This window comes from Nocardia brasiliensis (assembly GCF_042691675.1).
Lineage (GTDB): Bacteria > Actinomycetota > Actinomycetes > Mycobacteriales > Mycobacteriaceae > Nocardia > Nocardia brasiliensis_D.
The window spans coordinates 1964976-1979284 of the sequence record NZ_CP170507.1 but is presented as its reverse complement, the minus strand read 5'-3'; the positions used below and the strand labels follow the sequence as shown (position 1 = coordinate 1979284).

At 65.7% G+C, this 14309-nt stretch carries 16 protein-coding genes; 10 read left to right on the top strand and 6 right to left on the bottom strand.

Annotation, left to right across the window (positions count from 1 at the left end):
• Positions 1-12: 12 nt before the first annotated feature.
• A complete protein-coding gene (locus ACFK0J_RS09215; protein ID WP_378738425.1) occupies positions 13-1566 on the bottom strand; it encodes an acyl-CoA carboxylase subunit beta in 1554 nt (517 codons plus the stop codon).
• Between the two features lie 537 nt (positions 1567-2103).
• Between ACFK0J_RS09215 and ACFK0J_RS09210 the strand changes: the two genes are divergently transcribed.
• Positions 2104-3573 (top strand): MFS transporter, encoded by a 1470-nt coding sequence (locus ACFK0J_RS09210; protein WP_378738423.1) that lies wholly within the window; start codon positions 2104-2106, stop codon positions 3571-3573.
• A gap of 61 nt (positions 3574-3634) precedes the next feature.
• The gene (locus ACFK0J_RS09205; protein WP_218475044.1) at positions 3635-3916 is read left to right on the top strand and encodes a hypothetical protein; all 282 of its coding nucleotides are present in this window, start codon (positions 3635-3637) and stop codon (positions 3914-3916) included.
• Between the two features lie 60 nt (positions 3917-3976).
• On the opposite strand, the gene ACFK0J_RS09200 is transcribed toward ACFK0J_RS09205, so the two are convergent.
• Entirely contained in the window at positions 3977-4597 is a 621-nt protein-coding gene (locus ACFK0J_RS09200) for a hypothetical protein (protein WP_378738421.1), read from the bottom strand.
• Positions 4598-4828: 231 nt separating this feature from the next.
• Here ACFK0J_RS09200 and ACFK0J_RS09195 point away from each other — a divergent pair, with 231 nt between their 5' ends.
• Together ACFK0J_RS09195 and ACFK0J_RS09190 are read left to right on the top strand one after the other, a co-directional pair.
• Entirely contained in the window at positions 4829-5395 is a 567-nt protein-coding gene (locus ACFK0J_RS09195) for a VanZ family protein (RefSeq protein ID WP_378738419.1), read from the top strand.
• A gap of 106 nt (positions 5396-5501) precedes the next feature.
• Entirely contained in the window at positions 5502-6545 is a 1044-nt protein-coding gene (locus ACFK0J_RS09190) for a methyltransferase (protein WP_378738418.1), read from the top strand.
• 59 nt (positions 6546-6604) lie between these two features.
• Here ACFK0J_RS09190 and ACFK0J_RS09185 read toward each other — a convergent pair whose 3' ends face one another.
• Positions 6605-7000, bottom strand: coding sequence for a VOC family protein (locus ACFK0J_RS09185; RefSeq protein WP_378738416.1), 396 nt, complete (start codon positions 6998-7000; stop codon positions 6605-6607).
• A gap of 164 nt (positions 7001-7164) precedes the next feature.
• Here ACFK0J_RS09185 and ACFK0J_RS09180 point away from each other — a divergent pair, with 164 nt between their 5' ends.
• Positions 7165-7548 (top strand): VOC family protein, encoded by a 384-nt coding sequence (locus tag ACFK0J_RS09180; protein ID WP_378738414.1) that lies wholly within the window; start codon positions 7165-7167, stop codon positions 7546-7548.
• A gap of 9 nt (positions 7549-7557) precedes the next feature.
• Here ACFK0J_RS09180 and ACFK0J_RS09175 read toward each other — a convergent pair whose 3' ends face one another.
• Positions 7558-8082, bottom strand: coding sequence for a VOC family protein (locus ACFK0J_RS09175; protein ID WP_378738412.1), 525 nt, complete (start codon positions 8080-8082; stop codon positions 7558-7560).
• Positions 8083-8362: 280 nt separating this feature from the next.
• Here ACFK0J_RS09175 and ACFK0J_RS09170 point away from each other — a divergent pair, with 280 nt between their 5' ends.
• From ACFK0J_RS09170 to ACFK0J_RS09160, 3 genes are all read left to right on the top strand, one after another.
• Positions 8363-8773, top strand: coding sequence for a hypothetical protein (locus ACFK0J_RS09170; RefSeq protein WP_378738410.1), 411 nt, complete (start codon positions 8363-8365; stop codon positions 8771-8773).
• 72 nt (positions 8774-8845) lie between these two features.
• Positions 8846-9166 (top strand): ANTAR domain-containing protein, encoded by a 321-nt coding sequence (locus tag ACFK0J_RS09165; RefSeq protein WP_378738408.1) that lies wholly within the window; start codon positions 8846-8848, stop codon positions 9164-9166.
• 134 nt (positions 9167-9300) lie between these two features.
• Entirely contained in the window at positions 9301-10314 is a 1014-nt protein-coding gene (locus ACFK0J_RS09160; protein ID WP_378738406.1) for a YdcF family protein, read from the top strand.
• A gap of 2 nt (positions 10315-10316) precedes the next feature.
• Here the strand turns inward: ACFK0J_RS09160 and ACFK0J_RS09155 are convergent, their stop codons facing one another.
• A complete protein-coding gene (locus ACFK0J_RS09155) occupies positions 10317-11000 on the bottom strand; it encodes a PAS and ANTAR domain-containing protein (protein WP_378738404.1) in 684 nt (227 codons plus the stop codon).
• Between the two features lie 173 nt (positions 11001-11173).
• Entirely contained in the window at positions 11174-12610 is a 1437-nt protein-coding gene (locus ACFK0J_RS09150; RefSeq protein WP_378738403.1) for a carotenoid oxygenase family protein, read from the bottom strand.
• 80 nt (positions 12611-12690) lie between these two features.
• Between ACFK0J_RS09150 and ACFK0J_RS09145 the strand changes: the two genes are divergently transcribed.
• Together ACFK0J_RS09145 and ACFK0J_RS09140 are read left to right on the top strand one after the other, a co-directional pair.
• Positions 12691-13326 carry a TetR/AcrR family transcriptional regulator gene (locus tag ACFK0J_RS09145; RefSeq protein ID WP_378738401.1) on the top strand — a complete coding sequence of 212 codons (636 nt, stop codon included), beginning with the start codon at positions 12691-12693 and terminating at the stop codon, positions 13324-13326.
• 104 nt (positions 13327-13430) lie between these two features.
• On the top strand, positions 13431-14249 hold the full coding sequence (locus ACFK0J_RS09140) for a M15 family metallopeptidase (protein WP_378738399.1): 819 nt from the start codon (positions 13431-13433) through the stop codon (positions 14247-14249).
• Positions 14250-14309 lie beyond the last annotated feature (60 nt).

Genomic DNA, 14309 nt, shown 5'->3' with positions numbered 1-14309 from the left:
ACGCGACCATTCTCACATCGGGTACACCGGGTGCTTGCGGGGATTGAATCCCGGTTTGACCGGGGGCTTGTCGCGCAACAAGCGCAGGGCGTGCCGGATCTCCAGGCGGGTGCGCGCGGGTTCGATGACGGCGTCGATGTAGCCGCGCTCGGCGGCGATCCACGGGGTGGCGATCGTTTCGTTGTAGTGGTTGACCATGAACTCGCGCGCGGCTGCCCGCTGCTCTCGCGGTACCGCCGCCAATTGCCGCTTACCGATGAGGTCGACCGCGCTTTCGGCGCCGATCACCGCGATCCGGGCCGTCGGCCAGGCGAAACTGATATCGGCACCCACCTGCCGGGCCGCCATCATGCCGTAAGCGCCGCCGTATGACTTGCGCACGACAAGGTTGATGATCGGCACGGTGGCCTCGATGATCGCGCGCGGGACCCGGCCGCCGCGGATGATCACGCCGTTGGCTTCCTGCTCGAGGCCCGGCAGCACGCCCGGGGTGTCGACGACGAACACCAGCGGAATGTTGAACGCGTCGCAGAGCCGGATGAAGTAGGTCGACTTGTCCGAGCAGGCGGCATCGATGGAACCACCCAGCACCAGCGGTTGATTCGCGATCACACCGACCGGATATCCATCGACCCGAGCGAATCCGGTGATCAGGTTCGGCGCGAACGCGGCGCGGACCTCGTGGAATTCACCGTCGTCGAAGATCCGCAGCAGGATCTCGTGCATGTCGTACCCGGCGCGATCGGAATCCGGGATGATCGCGTCGAGTTGCCGATCGCTAGCCGTGATCTCCGGCTCCAGGCCAGGGTTCACGACCGGCGGCTGCTCGAGGCAGCTGGTCGGCATGTAGCTCAGGTACTTGCGGGCCCAGTCATAGGCTTCTTGCTCGTTGTCTGCCACGTGGTGCAGGGTGCCGCGTTTGGCCTGAACCTCGGCGCCACCTAGCTCCTCAGCCGTGATGTCCTCGCCGTTGACGGCTTTGATCACCTCTGGCCCGGTCACGAACATGTAGGAATCCCGGGTGCCGATGAGCACGTCGGTGTTGATCGGGCCATAGACCGAACCCGCGGCGCACTTGCCGAGAATGATCGACACCTGCGGCACATAGCCGGAAAGTCTTTCCAGCACTCGGGAAATATCACCGAACGAGGCGATCGAGCCCACCGCGTCCTGGATCCGCGCACCCCCGGAATCATTGATCGTCACCACCGGGCACGCGTTGTCGAACGCGAACTGCAGTGCCCGCATGAACTTTCGGGCGGAGGTGACACCGACCGACCCGCCGTACACGGTCTGATCGTGGGCGATCACCACCACCGGACGGCCACCGATCAACCCTCGACCGGTGACGAGGCCGTCTCCGTAGAGAGCGTCAGGTTGGTCGGGCTGACGAGCCAGGGCACTGGTCTCGATGAACGTCCCGCGGTCGAGCAGCATGTTCACCCGCTCGCGGACGCTCGGAACGCCCTTCTTCGCTCGCTTGGCAATACCGGCCTCACCTGCCGGTTCCGCAGCGATCGCCAGGATCTTGACCAATTCATCGAGCTTCGCCTGGGTATCTACCACGCTCGCCGCCACCTTCCCTACCAACTGTCGTGCCTTGGCGACGTTAAGCGGTGTGGACGCGAGAACGGGTGTAGCGCCGCCATATGCGGGACAGGTCACAGTCGGGGGTCGATTCGTATGGCATTCCCAACAGCCCGCGCATGGCCGATGCGTGCCTCCGTATGTCCCCCTTCGGGGTTCTGCTCGCCGGTCTCCTCGCGGAGGACATCCGCATATCTGGCGTGCGCCGGGCCCAGGGAGTGGCGTACCGTGGTCGAGTCCCTGCACCGAAGATTCCTTCGGCGGCAGTACGGACTCCCTAGTTCTTTCGGTAATGGATTCGAGGTGGTGACTTATATCCCAGGCCATGTAGCCGTCCGTGTGCCCCCACGTCCTGATTTCTGAACGTGTCCGGGGGCGGACGCCGCGCTGGCCTGAGTTGCGTCACCCAATCTTGCTTTCTGTCCTTTCCGGGTGCAGCTCTGCCGACTGCCCCGGGTTTCGTGTTTCCGTGCGGCGGACGGCGAGTTCCCCGATTCCTGAACCAGGAGTCCTACCGTGAATTCCCCCGCGCTCGACAACGAGTCCGAGCAAACCCCCGAGCCCTCGGCTCATACCCCGTCCGCCGCGTCGTCGAAGATGACAACGGCCGCCAGGATCGCCCTCGCGGTCCTGCTGACCGGCGAACTCATGAACATCCTCGACGATTCGGTCGTCCTCACCGCCATCCCGACTCTCCAACGATCGCTCGGCGCCGGACCGGCCGCGGTGCAGTGGCTGACCGCGGGCTACGCGCTGACCTTCGCCCTCGGGCTGATCACCGGTGGCAGGCTCGGCGACATCTACGGCCGACGCAAGATCTTCCTGCTCGGCACCGCCGGGTTCACCCTCGCCTCGCTGCTGTGCGGCATCGCGGCCGACCCCGGCATGCTGATCGCCGCCCGCGTGCTCCAAGGCGGTGCAGCCGCGGTAATGATCCCGCAGGTCCTGGCTACCTTTCACGTCACTTTCGACGGCGAGAACCGCAGCAGGGCCTTCGGCCTCTTCGGAGCGGTCCTGGCGATGGCCAACGTCCTGGGTCCGGTTCTGGGCGGCGTGCTCACCGAAGCCGACCTGTTCGGACTGTCCTGGCGGCCGATCTTCCTGATCAACGTGCCCATCGGGCTCGCCGTGATCATCCTCGGACGCAAGTTCATCACCGAGTCGACCGCGGCGAAGGCCGACCGTCTCGACCTCGCGGGCGTGCTGCTGTCCGCGATCGCGATGGTGCTGATCGTGTTCCCGCTCACCGAGGGCCACGCCAACGGCTGGCCGCTGTGGAGTTTCGCCATGTTCGTCGGCGGACTGCTCATGCTCGGCGTCTTCCTCCGTCACCAGCAGCGCCGCAAGAACGATGCCCCGCTGGTGGTGCTGTCGCTGTTCAAGGGCAAGCAGTTCTCCGGTGGTTTGTCCGCGCAGCTGATGGTGGGCCTGCTGTGCGGCCTGTTCTTCCTGACCTGGACGCTGTACCTGCAGCGCGGCCTCGGCATGAGCCCGCTGATGGCAGCCATGGCGTTCGTGCTGCTCTCGCTCGGCGAACTGGCCGGTGCGATGACCGCGACGAAGACCGCCGGGCGCTTCGCGCGGCGCCTGCCGCAGACCGGAGCCCTGATCGCCCTCGCCGCGATGATGGCCTACGGGTTCCAAATCAGCGGCGGGCGGTCCGACCTGACCCTGCTCGCGATGGCGGTCCCCGTTCTGCTGCTCGGGTTCGGTCTTGGCATGATCGGCGGACCGATCGCGGACCTGACTCTGGCGAAGGTCCCGCACGACAGCGCCGGTTCGGCCTCGGGCCTGTTCAACACCGCCTTACAGCTGGGCGCCGCCTTGGGCGTCGCCCTGACCGGGCTCGTGTTCTTCGCCGCCACCGGCGGATCACCGGACGGGGCGCTCAACCGTGACGCGTTCACCGGCGTGCTCTGGTGGGTCGGCGGCATCTTGATCGTAATGTGGGCCTTGATGTTCTTCCTGCCCGAACAGTCCGATTGAATAAGCCGGACGGGCATCCAGTGATGCTCCGCTGTCGGTGGGCGATCGTATGGTTGGACACATGACCGACATCGCTCCGCTGGCCGCATCTACCCGGGCGGCGTTCGGCGACCCTGGCGTGCACGCCGTCGTCCGGGCCGGGCGCACCGTGCACGCGGTCAGCCTCGGGCAATGGGTCGGCGACGAAGAGGTACCGGAGCTGGTGTGTCACACCGGTGTGTCCGGGTGGTCGCCCACGGCGTTGGAGCCGACCCGCGCCGAGATCACCTGTGCCCGGTGCCTGCGCCGACTTGGCGGGAACAACATTGACGCACAACAGCTTCCGCTGTTCGACGCGAGCTGACTTAGCGCTTACATCAACTGCGCACTCGTCACCTGACCGTCGGCGGTAGGAGTGTGATTGCTATGCCGCCTTGAGATCAATCGCGAGCCAGGGTTTCAGAGCGGTGCCGAATGTACCGAGTTTTTCGGCCCAGAAGTCGCGCCTGTCGTCCGCACCCTCCTCCCCCGCATACTTCGGTTGTACCCGGACGTTCTCGCCATAGCCTGAAACGATCTTCTTGGCGGTGGCGACATAGTCCGCGTATTTCTCGTCGTCGCCGACAACCGCACAAATACCATGCCGCACCTTCTCGGTGTATTTACTTTCCCCGAATACCTCTTTCCAAATCTTCCCCACGATGTCGTCCGGACGTGCCGGATCGCCGAATTCGATGTAGAAGTTCTTCAGTTCCTTGTTCAGATCGTCGCGAACTCCCTGGCCCACATCATCATTGGTGCACATCGCCTCGCCGACGTAGTACATCTGGTTCGGTGTGATCAAGCTCCTGGCCTCTGGAAATTTCACTCCAGGGATTTGGACGAGGATGGATTGATACCTAGCGCCTTTGTCCTTGTCCGGTTTGGCAGTTTTGACCGGGCCGCTGGGCAACCCAGGCCCCGCAGCCCCCGCTACCTGCGGAAACGCTGCAGCCAACACAATTCCCGCGGACACCACCATAATGCGAAAAGCCGTTACCCTCATTACAGACCACCCTTTCTCGCCGTCCGGACAATCGGTCACCCGGACAACATTCGTTGCGGCCGACCCGACTGGATGGGTCGATCGGACCGGGCGATCAGTTCACAAAGAGGTAGACATGGGCATGCCCCTGTTGGCGGCCGAGCGATAACGGATGCGCTCGTGCGGTACGGGTTTTGGGGATGATTTGTGGAGCCGGGCTGTGGCGCAAGGGGTTTGGGGGAGACTGGCGGGGTGGACGGGACATGGGAGATGTGGGGTGGGGTTGTGGTTGTCGCGATCGGTGCTATACCGGTTGCGGGTGTGGTGGCCTGGTGGGTCGCTCGGTGGTGGGGGTGGCGGGTCGCGCTGTGCGATGTGGGGATGGTGACGGGTACGGCGCCGTGGGTGTGGATGATCCTCACGCCGAATGGAATTGGGCGTTCGGTGAATCTGGTGCCGCTGCGTGATCTGGCGGCGCAACTGGCCGACGGGCGGGTGATCGAGCAGATCGGCGGGAATCTGCTGGTTTTCGCCGCGCTCGGTCTTCTGTTACCGGTGCGCCGATCCTGGTTCGCTCGCTGGTACCGCATCCTGTTGGTCGGCGCGGCAGCTTCGGTCACGGTGGAAGCTGTGCAGTTCGCCCTCGGCATCGGCCGTCACTCATCCGTCGACGACGTGCTGTTGAACGCGGCCGGTGCCTGCCTGGCGGGCCAACTCTCGCGGCGTTTGTGGGCGTCGCACACCGCTGGGGCGGTGGGCCCGGGCTCAGATCCGCACAGCGACAAGGCCACTCCCCTAGCACCGCAGGCAAATCGATGACAGCACGTCGGGAACATTCGTCCAAGACAACCGCTGCGGACTCCGGCGAAAGTTGGGCACGCGCCGTGACACATACGGCGCCCGCCGAGACCGAAGGGGCAGCACCATGACAGCCAACGACGTGACGAACACCCAGGACGCCCGTGATCTGATCGAGCGACTCATATTCGGCAGCATGGCCGCGCAGACCGTTCGCGCGGCCATCCGGTTACGAGTAATAGAACTGATCGGCGACGAGGAGCGGGCAGCGGTCGACGTGGCCGCCGATACCGGAGCCGAACCACAGTCCATGACGAGGCTGCTGCGCGCTCTGGCAAGCCTCGGCCTGCTACGTGAACACACCGCGGGCTCCTTCTCGGTGACCCCCGCGGGCGCCCTGCTGGACTCCAAGCGGCCCGACTCGCTCAGCGCACTGGTACGGATGTTCACCGAACCGGTGATCCTGCGTGCCTGGGAGCAGTTGGACGACAGTGTCCGAACCGGCGACATCGCCTTCGACAAGATCTTCGGGAAGGACTTCTTCAGCCACCTCGAGGAACTCCCCGACCTGTCCGCGGAGTTCAACGCCGCCATGAGCCAGGCCGCCGAGGAGACGGCCGCCGCGCTGCCGCACGCCTTCGACTTCGGTCGGTTCAGCACGGTCACCGATGTCGGCGGCGGTAACGGCACCGTGCTCAGCGGTGTACTCCGCGAACATCCGACCCTCACCGGGGTCGTCTACGACACCGAGGAGGGCTTGGCCCAGGCGCCGACGACCCTCGAGCGACACGGGCTCACGACGCGCTGCTCCTTGGTGGCGGGAGACTTCTTCCGCTCGGTGCCCGCAGGTTCCGACCTCTACCTGATCAAGAGCGTCCTGCACGACTGGACGGACGAGCAGGCAGTGACAATCCTGACCCACTGCCGCGCGGTGCTGCCGCCCACGGGACGCGTCCTGATCGTGGAGCCCGTTCTGCCCGAGGTCGTCGACACCGAAACCGCCGGAACCACCTACCTCAGCGACCTCAACATGATGGTGAATGTGGGCGGCAGGGAACGGACGCGCGCCGACTTCGCGGAATTGTGCCGCAGAGCGGGTTTGTCCCTGGTCTCGGTGACCCCGCTGGCCGAGGCCGCTCCGTTCAGCCTCATCGAGGCAATACCCGCATGACCGCGGGCTGCCCGCCGATGGCAGCAGCGCAGCCCCGGCCCCCTGCGTGACGCCGGTGGTCAGGCGGTGGTCGCGACCTTCCACAGATGACCGTCGGGGTCGCTGAAGTAGCCGAAGTACCCGCCCCACTCGGCCGGGGCCGCCGCCTTGACCACAGTGCCGCCCGCGGCCGCCGCGGTCCGCATGACCTCGTCCACCGCGTCCCGGGAGTCGGTGATGAAGTGGAACGAGGAGCCGCGGAACCCGGAGCCCGACGCGGAGACACCGGCTTCCTGTGCGACCGCGTCCCATTCGTAGAGCGCCAGTGACGACGACCCCTCGCCCAGACTGCACCTGACGAAACCGGGGAAGTCCTGATCGATCTCGCAACCCAGACCTTCGACATAGAACTTCTTCGCGCGGTCCACGTCTTCGACGCCGAGCATAATGACGCTCACCTGCAATTTTGTGTTCATGGCGGTCACTCTAGGTCCGGTTCGGACACTGGCGCTTCTCGATTCCTGACCGGTCTCAGGGCCGGGAATGCTGGCCCATTCTGACCAACTGGATACGGCGTTCAACCACGCGTAGCGGTCTGCGAACGGTGGCAAGACGGGCGGCTCGGCTACACCATTGGTTTGTGTCCGTTATCCGTGATTTGGTATTCGACTGCCGCCACCCCGCATCACTTGCCCGGTTCTGGGCGGCCGCGCTGGACGGCTACGACGTTGCCGCATATGACGAGGCCGAACTCGCACGTCTGCGCACCGTCGGGATCGACGATCCGGAGGACGATCCCACGGTGCTGGTCGAGGCAGGCCCGGGCATTCGACCACGCCTGTTCTTCCAACTCGTCCCCGAGACCAAAGTGGTCAAGAACCGGCTGCACCTGGATCTGGCGAGCGATGACCCGGCGGCAGAGGTCGAACGGCTGGTCGGCTTGGGTGCTCGGGTGTTGACCGAGCATCCGGAACATGTCGCACTCGCCGATCCGGAAGGAAATGAGTTCTGCCTGCTCAGCTGACGCCCGTTGTCACGTACGGGTTGCACCCGAGACAGCTTGCGCGGCAACACCGTTCAAATAGGCTTGCGCGGCGTCGGCGAGGTATTCGTCGGCGGCACCGCTGAGGTAGACGGCATTTCCCGGCCCTGCTCGGCCGATGTCGATCAACTCCAGACGAACACCGTCAGCGGTCAGGTGGTAGCAGAATGGCGCGTCGGCGGTGTTTTCGTGTGCCGAGACCAGCAGGGGCAGGCCCTCGTCGGACAAGCGCTGGGACTCCTGGGGCACGTTATCGGCCCAGAGACCGAGGTGGTGCAGCCCGGTCTCGGCCCAAATGGTGCCCGGGACTTGTTCCAGCAGTTCCAGATAGGGCGGCCCCTGCTTGGAGTAGACCATCCAGGGCGTGATGGTGACGGTCGCACCGTCGACGAACACATCGCTGTTCTGTTTGACCGGCGCGTGCCACTCCACGCCGAGCTTGCCGAACTCGGCCATGGCGCGCGCGAGGTCCGCGACGACGATTCCGACGTGATAGCTGGGAAGCAGCGTAGGCATGGTCACTCCGTTCGATTCGGGCGCCGCGCTGAACGATCTGCGTGCGTCAGGTGTGCTACCACTCCGACTATACAATGAGAGCGATCGATCGTATAGATAGCTAACCGTTTGATCCCACGCCAGCAAGTAGCCACTCGAAGCCGAGTGGGCCGCACATCTCGGCGCACGGCGGATGCGGGAGCTGCGCGCGGCGCTCACCGAGCTCCGCGAGATCACCGACCCGTACGCGTAGACGCTTGAACAACCGAAGAGCGGTCATCGTGGGGAGGAGACTGGCAGCGTGACGGGTAACCAGGTTCCGCTCATCGTGGTGGATGCCGCGAATGTCGTCGGCTCGCGGCCGAACGGCTGGTGGCGCGATCGTGCCGGTGCCGCTCGACGGCTGCTCCACCAGGTGACGACGCTGACGGACCGCCTGGAGCAACCGGTTGAGGTGGTTGTCGTGCTCGAGGGAGCGGCGAAAGCCGCGGTCGACGCGACGGCGGATCCGGAAATGCACGGTGTCCGCGTGGTTTTGGCGGACGGTTCCGGCGATGACGCGATCGTCGGCGTCGTAGCGGCGGCCGTCGACGAAGACAACGCGCGCGCGATGACCGTCGTGACCGCGGACCGTGGACTCCGCGGCCGCGTCGAGGCGCTCGGGGCAACCACTGTCGGCCCCGGTTGGCTCCTGGAACGCGTCGAGGCGTAGCCGCCTACCGGCTCCGGATAATGAAGGGGCCGAGCACCCCATAACAACCGGTTCGCTGGGTAGTCCGCCGGTATGAGCGATGCATTCGAGGAACGAGGCCAGCCGTCCCTCGGGCGTGCCTCCCCCGAACTACTCGCGGCACGGGCGGTGATCGAGCAGGCCAAGGGCGCGTTGATGCTGGTCTACGGCGTCGATGCCGAGCAGGCGTTCCGCATGCTGCGCCGCCGCTCGCAGGCGACCAACACCAAGCTCCGCGCGCTGGCCGCGCAATTGATCGCCGAACTTCCCGCGCTCGACCTCGCTCCGCCGGAGTTACGCGCGAAAGTCGACTATCTGCTGCACATCGCGCACACCCACACCGACCCGCACAAAGGGCCGACCCCCGAGCACTGACCAGCACCGATCCCCCGCCCCCGGTTCCGAACCGGACGAAAGCCGTTGGGACGTATCGGACAATCCGTCCGCGATCGATACGACAAGGCAGGCCCCGATGCGAACGGGCGCCGCCTGCCCGCTACGGTGCGCGGGTGATCCTGCTCACGGTCGGCCTGGTTCTGTTGGGTGTGTTCGCACTGCGGTTCCACTTGGATCGCCGGCGGCTGAGCAACGGAATCTATCTTTTGCTAGGCGCGGCGATCACCGCGGTGGGGGCGATCGGCTCCGGCGACCAGGCCAATCTGACCCGCGTGCTACTCGGGCTCTTGGTGGTGCTCTCCCCGCTGGTGGTGCTCGTGCTGGCCGGCCTGTTGATCGCCAACGGCATGCAGATGGTGCGGCGTGAGGGCGTCCGGATCGCGAACCTGCTCTCGATCGGCCCGGGGATCGTCCTGCTGGTGCCCTATGTGCTGCTCGGTGTCGCCATCGCGACCGGCAGCCTCCGGTCGGTTCTGCTGGCGTCGCTGATCATGGCGGTGAGCTACTTCGGGTTCGTGTTCACCAGCTTCGTGCTGTACTCGCTGCTCTACGGGTGGCTGCCGTACCGGCCGGGCATGGATGCGATCGTCGTCCACGGCTCCGGGCTGGTCGGCGCGCGGGTGCCGCCGTTGCTGGCGAGCCGGTTGGATCGAGCGATCCGGATCTACTGGGCGGAGGTCGCGGAAGGCCGGAGACCGGTGATCATCACCAGCGGCGGCAAGGGCTCGGATGAAGCGGTGTCGGAAGCCGCCGCGATGGCGGACTATCTCATCGCCAGAGGCGTACCCGAGGAGAGCGTGGCGCGGGAGGAACGGTCGACCACCACCCGGGAGAACCTGCTGTTCATCAAACGCCTGCTCGGCGACCGCGGGATGACCACCCGAATGGTGCTGGTGACCAGCAACTTCCACGTCCTGCGCACGGCGATTCTGGCTCGCAGACTGAAGCTGGACGCGGAGGTCACCGGCGCCCGCACGGCCTTCTACTATCTGCCGAGCGCGATCCTGCGCGAGTTCGTCGCGATCGTGGTCGCCTACAAATGGACCAACGCCGTCACCTGTCTGACGCTCGTGTCGTTGCCGCTGCTGCTCGCGCTGGCTACCGGTGGGCTGCCCACCGGGCGGTGAGGTCAGGAAGCGTCGACGCGTTCGTGGACGGTGAGCAACAGATGATCGAAGCGGGTGCGGAACCCCGCGGTCTCGTTGCTGATCGTCCTGAGCTCGTGCACGAACTGCGCGGCGAGGTCGCGCAGCTTCGTGTTGGTCTCCTGGGAACGCCAGCGCAGCACCCGGAACGCCTGCTCCGCGTTCACCCCGTAAGCGAGGATCAGCGCGCCCTTGGCCTGCTCGATCAGCGCCCGCGACTCGATCACCTCGGGCAGGATCTCCTCGAGCACCTCCTGCCGCTGCTCCTCGAGCCGTTCGCTCACGTCGACGTAGTAGCCCGCGGTCCCGGTGACGGTGCCGTCCGCATCGACCATGAGGTCGCCGACGACGACCACCTCCCGCACCTCCCCCTCGGTGTCGATGATCCGGTGCCGACCGCAGAACGGCTGGCCGGTTTCGGCGGCCGCGGCAATGCAGCTGGCGACATGTTCCCGGTCGTCGGGGTGTTTGTGGGACAACAACAGGTCGGTCGTCGGCTCTACCGTGCCCGGCGCGTAGCCGTACATCGTGGCGAGCTCGTCGGACCATTCCCAGCGCTGGTCGGCGAACCAGAATCGAAACCACCCGGGCTCGGCGCACGCGTCGATGCCGATGGTCTCCTCCATCGCGGTCACCGCCTCCGGTGAAATCTCGTCGCCCAGCGTCACCCGCTCAGTATCCGCCGAAACGTTCCCACTTCGGAACCCGACCCAGAAATTAGGCGATACCGCCGGTACAAGCGGCGGTCGCGGGCTCGGATCGCCGCCATTTCCGTCCCCTCGGCGCCGAGGTGTGCGGCGATCGCGGACATACCCACGATCAGCCGCACGGAGACTATCGGTCAATGCCGTGCTACCGCGACGCGGTCGGTGAAGCTGCCGTGAAAGCCGGGAAAGAAGTGGTGGTCCGTCCTGGCGACGGCAATGGGCGCGCGCGAGGGGTCGCGGGCGTCGAGAACGACTAGCGCGGAACGGTTTTCGGCGGCGAAGTAGACCGCTGTCAGCAGCCATCCATCGTCCTCGGCTGCCGTGGCCGAGCGGGGCACGAAGATCGGCTCGCCGACGGCGTCACCCGGTTCGAAGACGTGCTCCCAATGCCGACCGGTCTCGGTGTCTATCTTGCTGATTCGGTTCGACGAGTCGGGGCGCGAATCGAGCGTGGCGTGGTAGCCGTAGCGGTACGGGCTCGCGGTGCGGCGCTGATCATGTTGTGGCATTTCGGTCCGCTGCTCGCTGAAGTCGGCGATGGTCACCTTGTCGGCACGGCCGACGCGCAGTCGCGACGCGTATCCGCCGACGATGGACGGGGTACGGAAATCGCGGGCGGGATCGAAGAACTCGCGATAATCGTCGTACCGCACCAGGTCCACCACGACGTCGCCGCGGTCCTCGAAGGCATTGTTGATATGCACGTACATCAATGGCGGGCAGTCGATTTCGCGGCGTTTGCCGCCGTGCCGGGGTACCAGCACGATCTTGGTGCCGATATCCGGCCGATAGGTGGTCGCGCCCTCCGCCGTGCTGAGGCCCAGCATGGCCTTGATCGGATCGAGAACGATGGGCGCCAGGACGAAGACGAAATAGCGCTCGGTAATGGCGAAGTCGTGCTGAATGTGGGCATGTGCCAGGGGAACCGTCGCCTCGATGTGCAGGCGCCCGGCCCGGTCCACCCGGTAGCACCGCAGGCCGATCGGCAGCGCGGCCGCAAGACGCGGCGCCAGGTCGACGCCGAAGTTGAACCACTCGCCGGTCACCGGATCGAGCCGTGGGTGCGGCGAAAAACGGGACAGCATCGGCAATGTGCCGTCGAAATCGCAGCTGCCGCGGGTGGTCAGATCGTCGAGATCGATGTCCCATGGACGACCCACATCGGACAACGCGAGCAACCGATCCGCCTGCACGATCGCGTGGGTGTTGGCACTGTCCGCCGGATAGCGTCCCACGTTGCCGAGCACACCACCCGGGCGCTGATTGCCCATGCCGCGAACCCCGGTGCCGCGCCCGGCTTCTTCGGCCAGGAACTTCGGTGTCCGGACATACCGGCTCTGGAACCGCACCGCTCCCCCGTCGATCACGAACTTCGACACCAGGCCGTCACCGTCGAACGCGTGCCGGGCGACGAAGCCGCCACCCTCCCATCGGCCGGGTCCGTTGCGGTAGAGCGTGCCGCGCAGCTCCCGCGGAAGCTGCCCGGTCACGCGCAGAGTGACCTCCTCGGGCACCTCATGCGCGGGCCGCAGAGCTGGGTGGGTTGTTGCCGTCGACGTTGACGCGGTCATGATCGCCCCTTATCTGGGTACGTGCATACTCTCTGGATACACTGATATCCAGAATCAGACCCCTGGAAGGGTTTGTCAAGATGAACGCTGTGACCATCGAACGGCCGTACGCGGGACAGCTCGCGCACGAGCGCAAGGCCGCGCGGCGAGCGGCGCTCATCGAAGCCGGGTTCGATCTACTCGGCACCGAGGGCGCGCACGCGATGACCGTGCGCGCGGTGTTCCAGAAGGCCGGCCTCAGTCAGCGTTACTTCTACGAAAGCTTCGCCAACATCGACGAACTCCAGGTCGCCGTATTCGACCACGTCATGGAGCAATTCCTGGCCCGCGCCTTCACCGAGCTGCCCACCGACGGCGACGTCCGCAAGACGCTCACCGCGTTCGTGGCCGCCTTCGCACGCACCCTGGACGACCCTCGCTCGATGCGCGTGGCACTGGTCGAGGCGTGGGGCAGCGAGGCGCTGATGCGACGCCGAGTGGAAACGCTGCACTCCGGAGCGGCCGTCCTCGCCGCCGCGGTCAAGGGGGGCGCCGACCACGCCCCCACCGACGGTTCCGTCGAACTCGCGGCATTCACCATCGTCGGCGGACTGCTCGAATCCATGCTTGCGTGGGTCGACGGTGCCCTCGACACGCCCAAGGAAACCCTCTTCGCGCAATTCATCGACATTTCGGTCGCCGCGATGAACACCACGCTGGGTAGTACCACGCAGTGAGCTCGCGAGACGTGACCCGTCCGGCTCGTTGTGCCATGCTCATGTCCGTCAGGATCAGCCAGCGGCGAAAGTGGTTGCGCCCAAACTGAATCGTGAGGAGAGCCATGAGCTCGGTTCCTTGGTCACGGCGTCTCGGCGCACCGGCGCTGGCCTGCGCTGTGGTGGTGAGCATCGCGGCGTGCGGGGATCGCCGGGCCGATGCACCCGCGACAACGGCAGTCACGAGCAGTGCACCTGTTGCCGATGAGACGGCGTTCGTTTCCGTCACCGATATCGATCCGACGATCGTTGTCGAAGCTCGCTACTTCGGGGAGCACAATTTCCTCGGCACCCGGGTCGCCGGTTACGAGGCGCCCAAGTGTCTGCTGACCGAGCAGGCAGCGACCGCGCTTGCGCGAGTGCAGCAGGAGTTGCGGCCGATGAACCTCACGCTCAAGACCTACGACTGTTACCGGCCGCAGCGCGCCGTCGACCACTTCGTCTCCTGGGCAAAGGATCTCGGCGATCAGAAGATGAAAAAGGAGTTCTACCCCACGGTGGACAAGGCGAATCTGTTCCGCGACGGCTATATTGCCGAGAAGTCGGGGCATAGTCGCGGCAGTACAGTGGATCTCGCCATCGTCGCGCTACCCGCGGCCGAACCCGAACCGTATCGCGACGGCGATCCGCTGCGCGAATGCTTCCTCCCCGCCGATCAGCGGTTCCGCGACAACATTCTCGACTTCGGCACCGGCTACGACTGCTTCGACACGGCCTCGCACACCGCCAACCCGGCCGTCGGCGGCACCCAGCGAGCGGTCCGCGCCCTGCTGGCAGAGCTGATGGAAGAACACGGCTTCACCAACCTGGCCGAAGAATGGTGGCATTTCACCCTGAAGGACGAGCCCTTCCCGAAGACCTATTTCGACTTCCCGGTGCGCTGACGGTCCGCCGACTCCGCGTCGCGGAAGCCTGTACGCAGGCCTGGCGTGGCTCCTACACTG

Coding starts and splice junctions, on each gene's coding strand:
- ACFK0J_RS09205 (WP_218475044.1), top strand. CDS start 3,635: ATGACCGACATCGCTCCGCTGGCCGCATCTACCCGGGCGGCGTTCGGC.
- ACFK0J_RS09200 (WP_378738421.1), bottom strand. CDS start 4,597: ATGAGGGTAACGGCTTTTCGCATTATGGTGGTGTCCGCGGGAATTGTG.
- ACFK0J_RS09190 (WP_378738418.1), top strand. CDS start 5,502: ATGACAGCCAACGACGTGACGAACACCCAGGACGCCCGTGATCTGATC.
- ACFK0J_RS09185 (WP_378738416.1), bottom strand. CDS start 7,000: ATGAACACAAAATTGCAGGTGAGCGTCATTATGCTCGGCGTCGAAGAC.
- ACFK0J_RS09175 (WP_378738412.1), bottom strand. CDS start 8,082: ATGCCTACGCTGCTTCCCAGCTATCACGTCGGAATCGTCGTCGCGGAC.
- ACFK0J_RS09165 (WP_378738408.1), top strand. CDS start 8,846: ATGAGCGATGCATTCGAGGAACGAGGCCAGCCGTCCCTCGGGCGTGCC.
- ACFK0J_RS09150 (WP_378738403.1), bottom strand. CDS start 12,610: ATGACCGCGTCAACGTCGACGGCAACAACCCACCCAGCTCTGCGGCCC.
- ACFK0J_RS09145 (WP_378738401.1), top strand. CDS start 12,691: ATGAACGCTGTGACCATCGAACGGCCGTACGCGGGACAGCTCGCGCAC.
- ACFK0J_RS09140 (WP_378738399.1), top strand. CDS start 13,431: ATGAGCTCGGTTCCTTGGTCACGGCGTCTCGGCGCACCGGCGCTGGCC.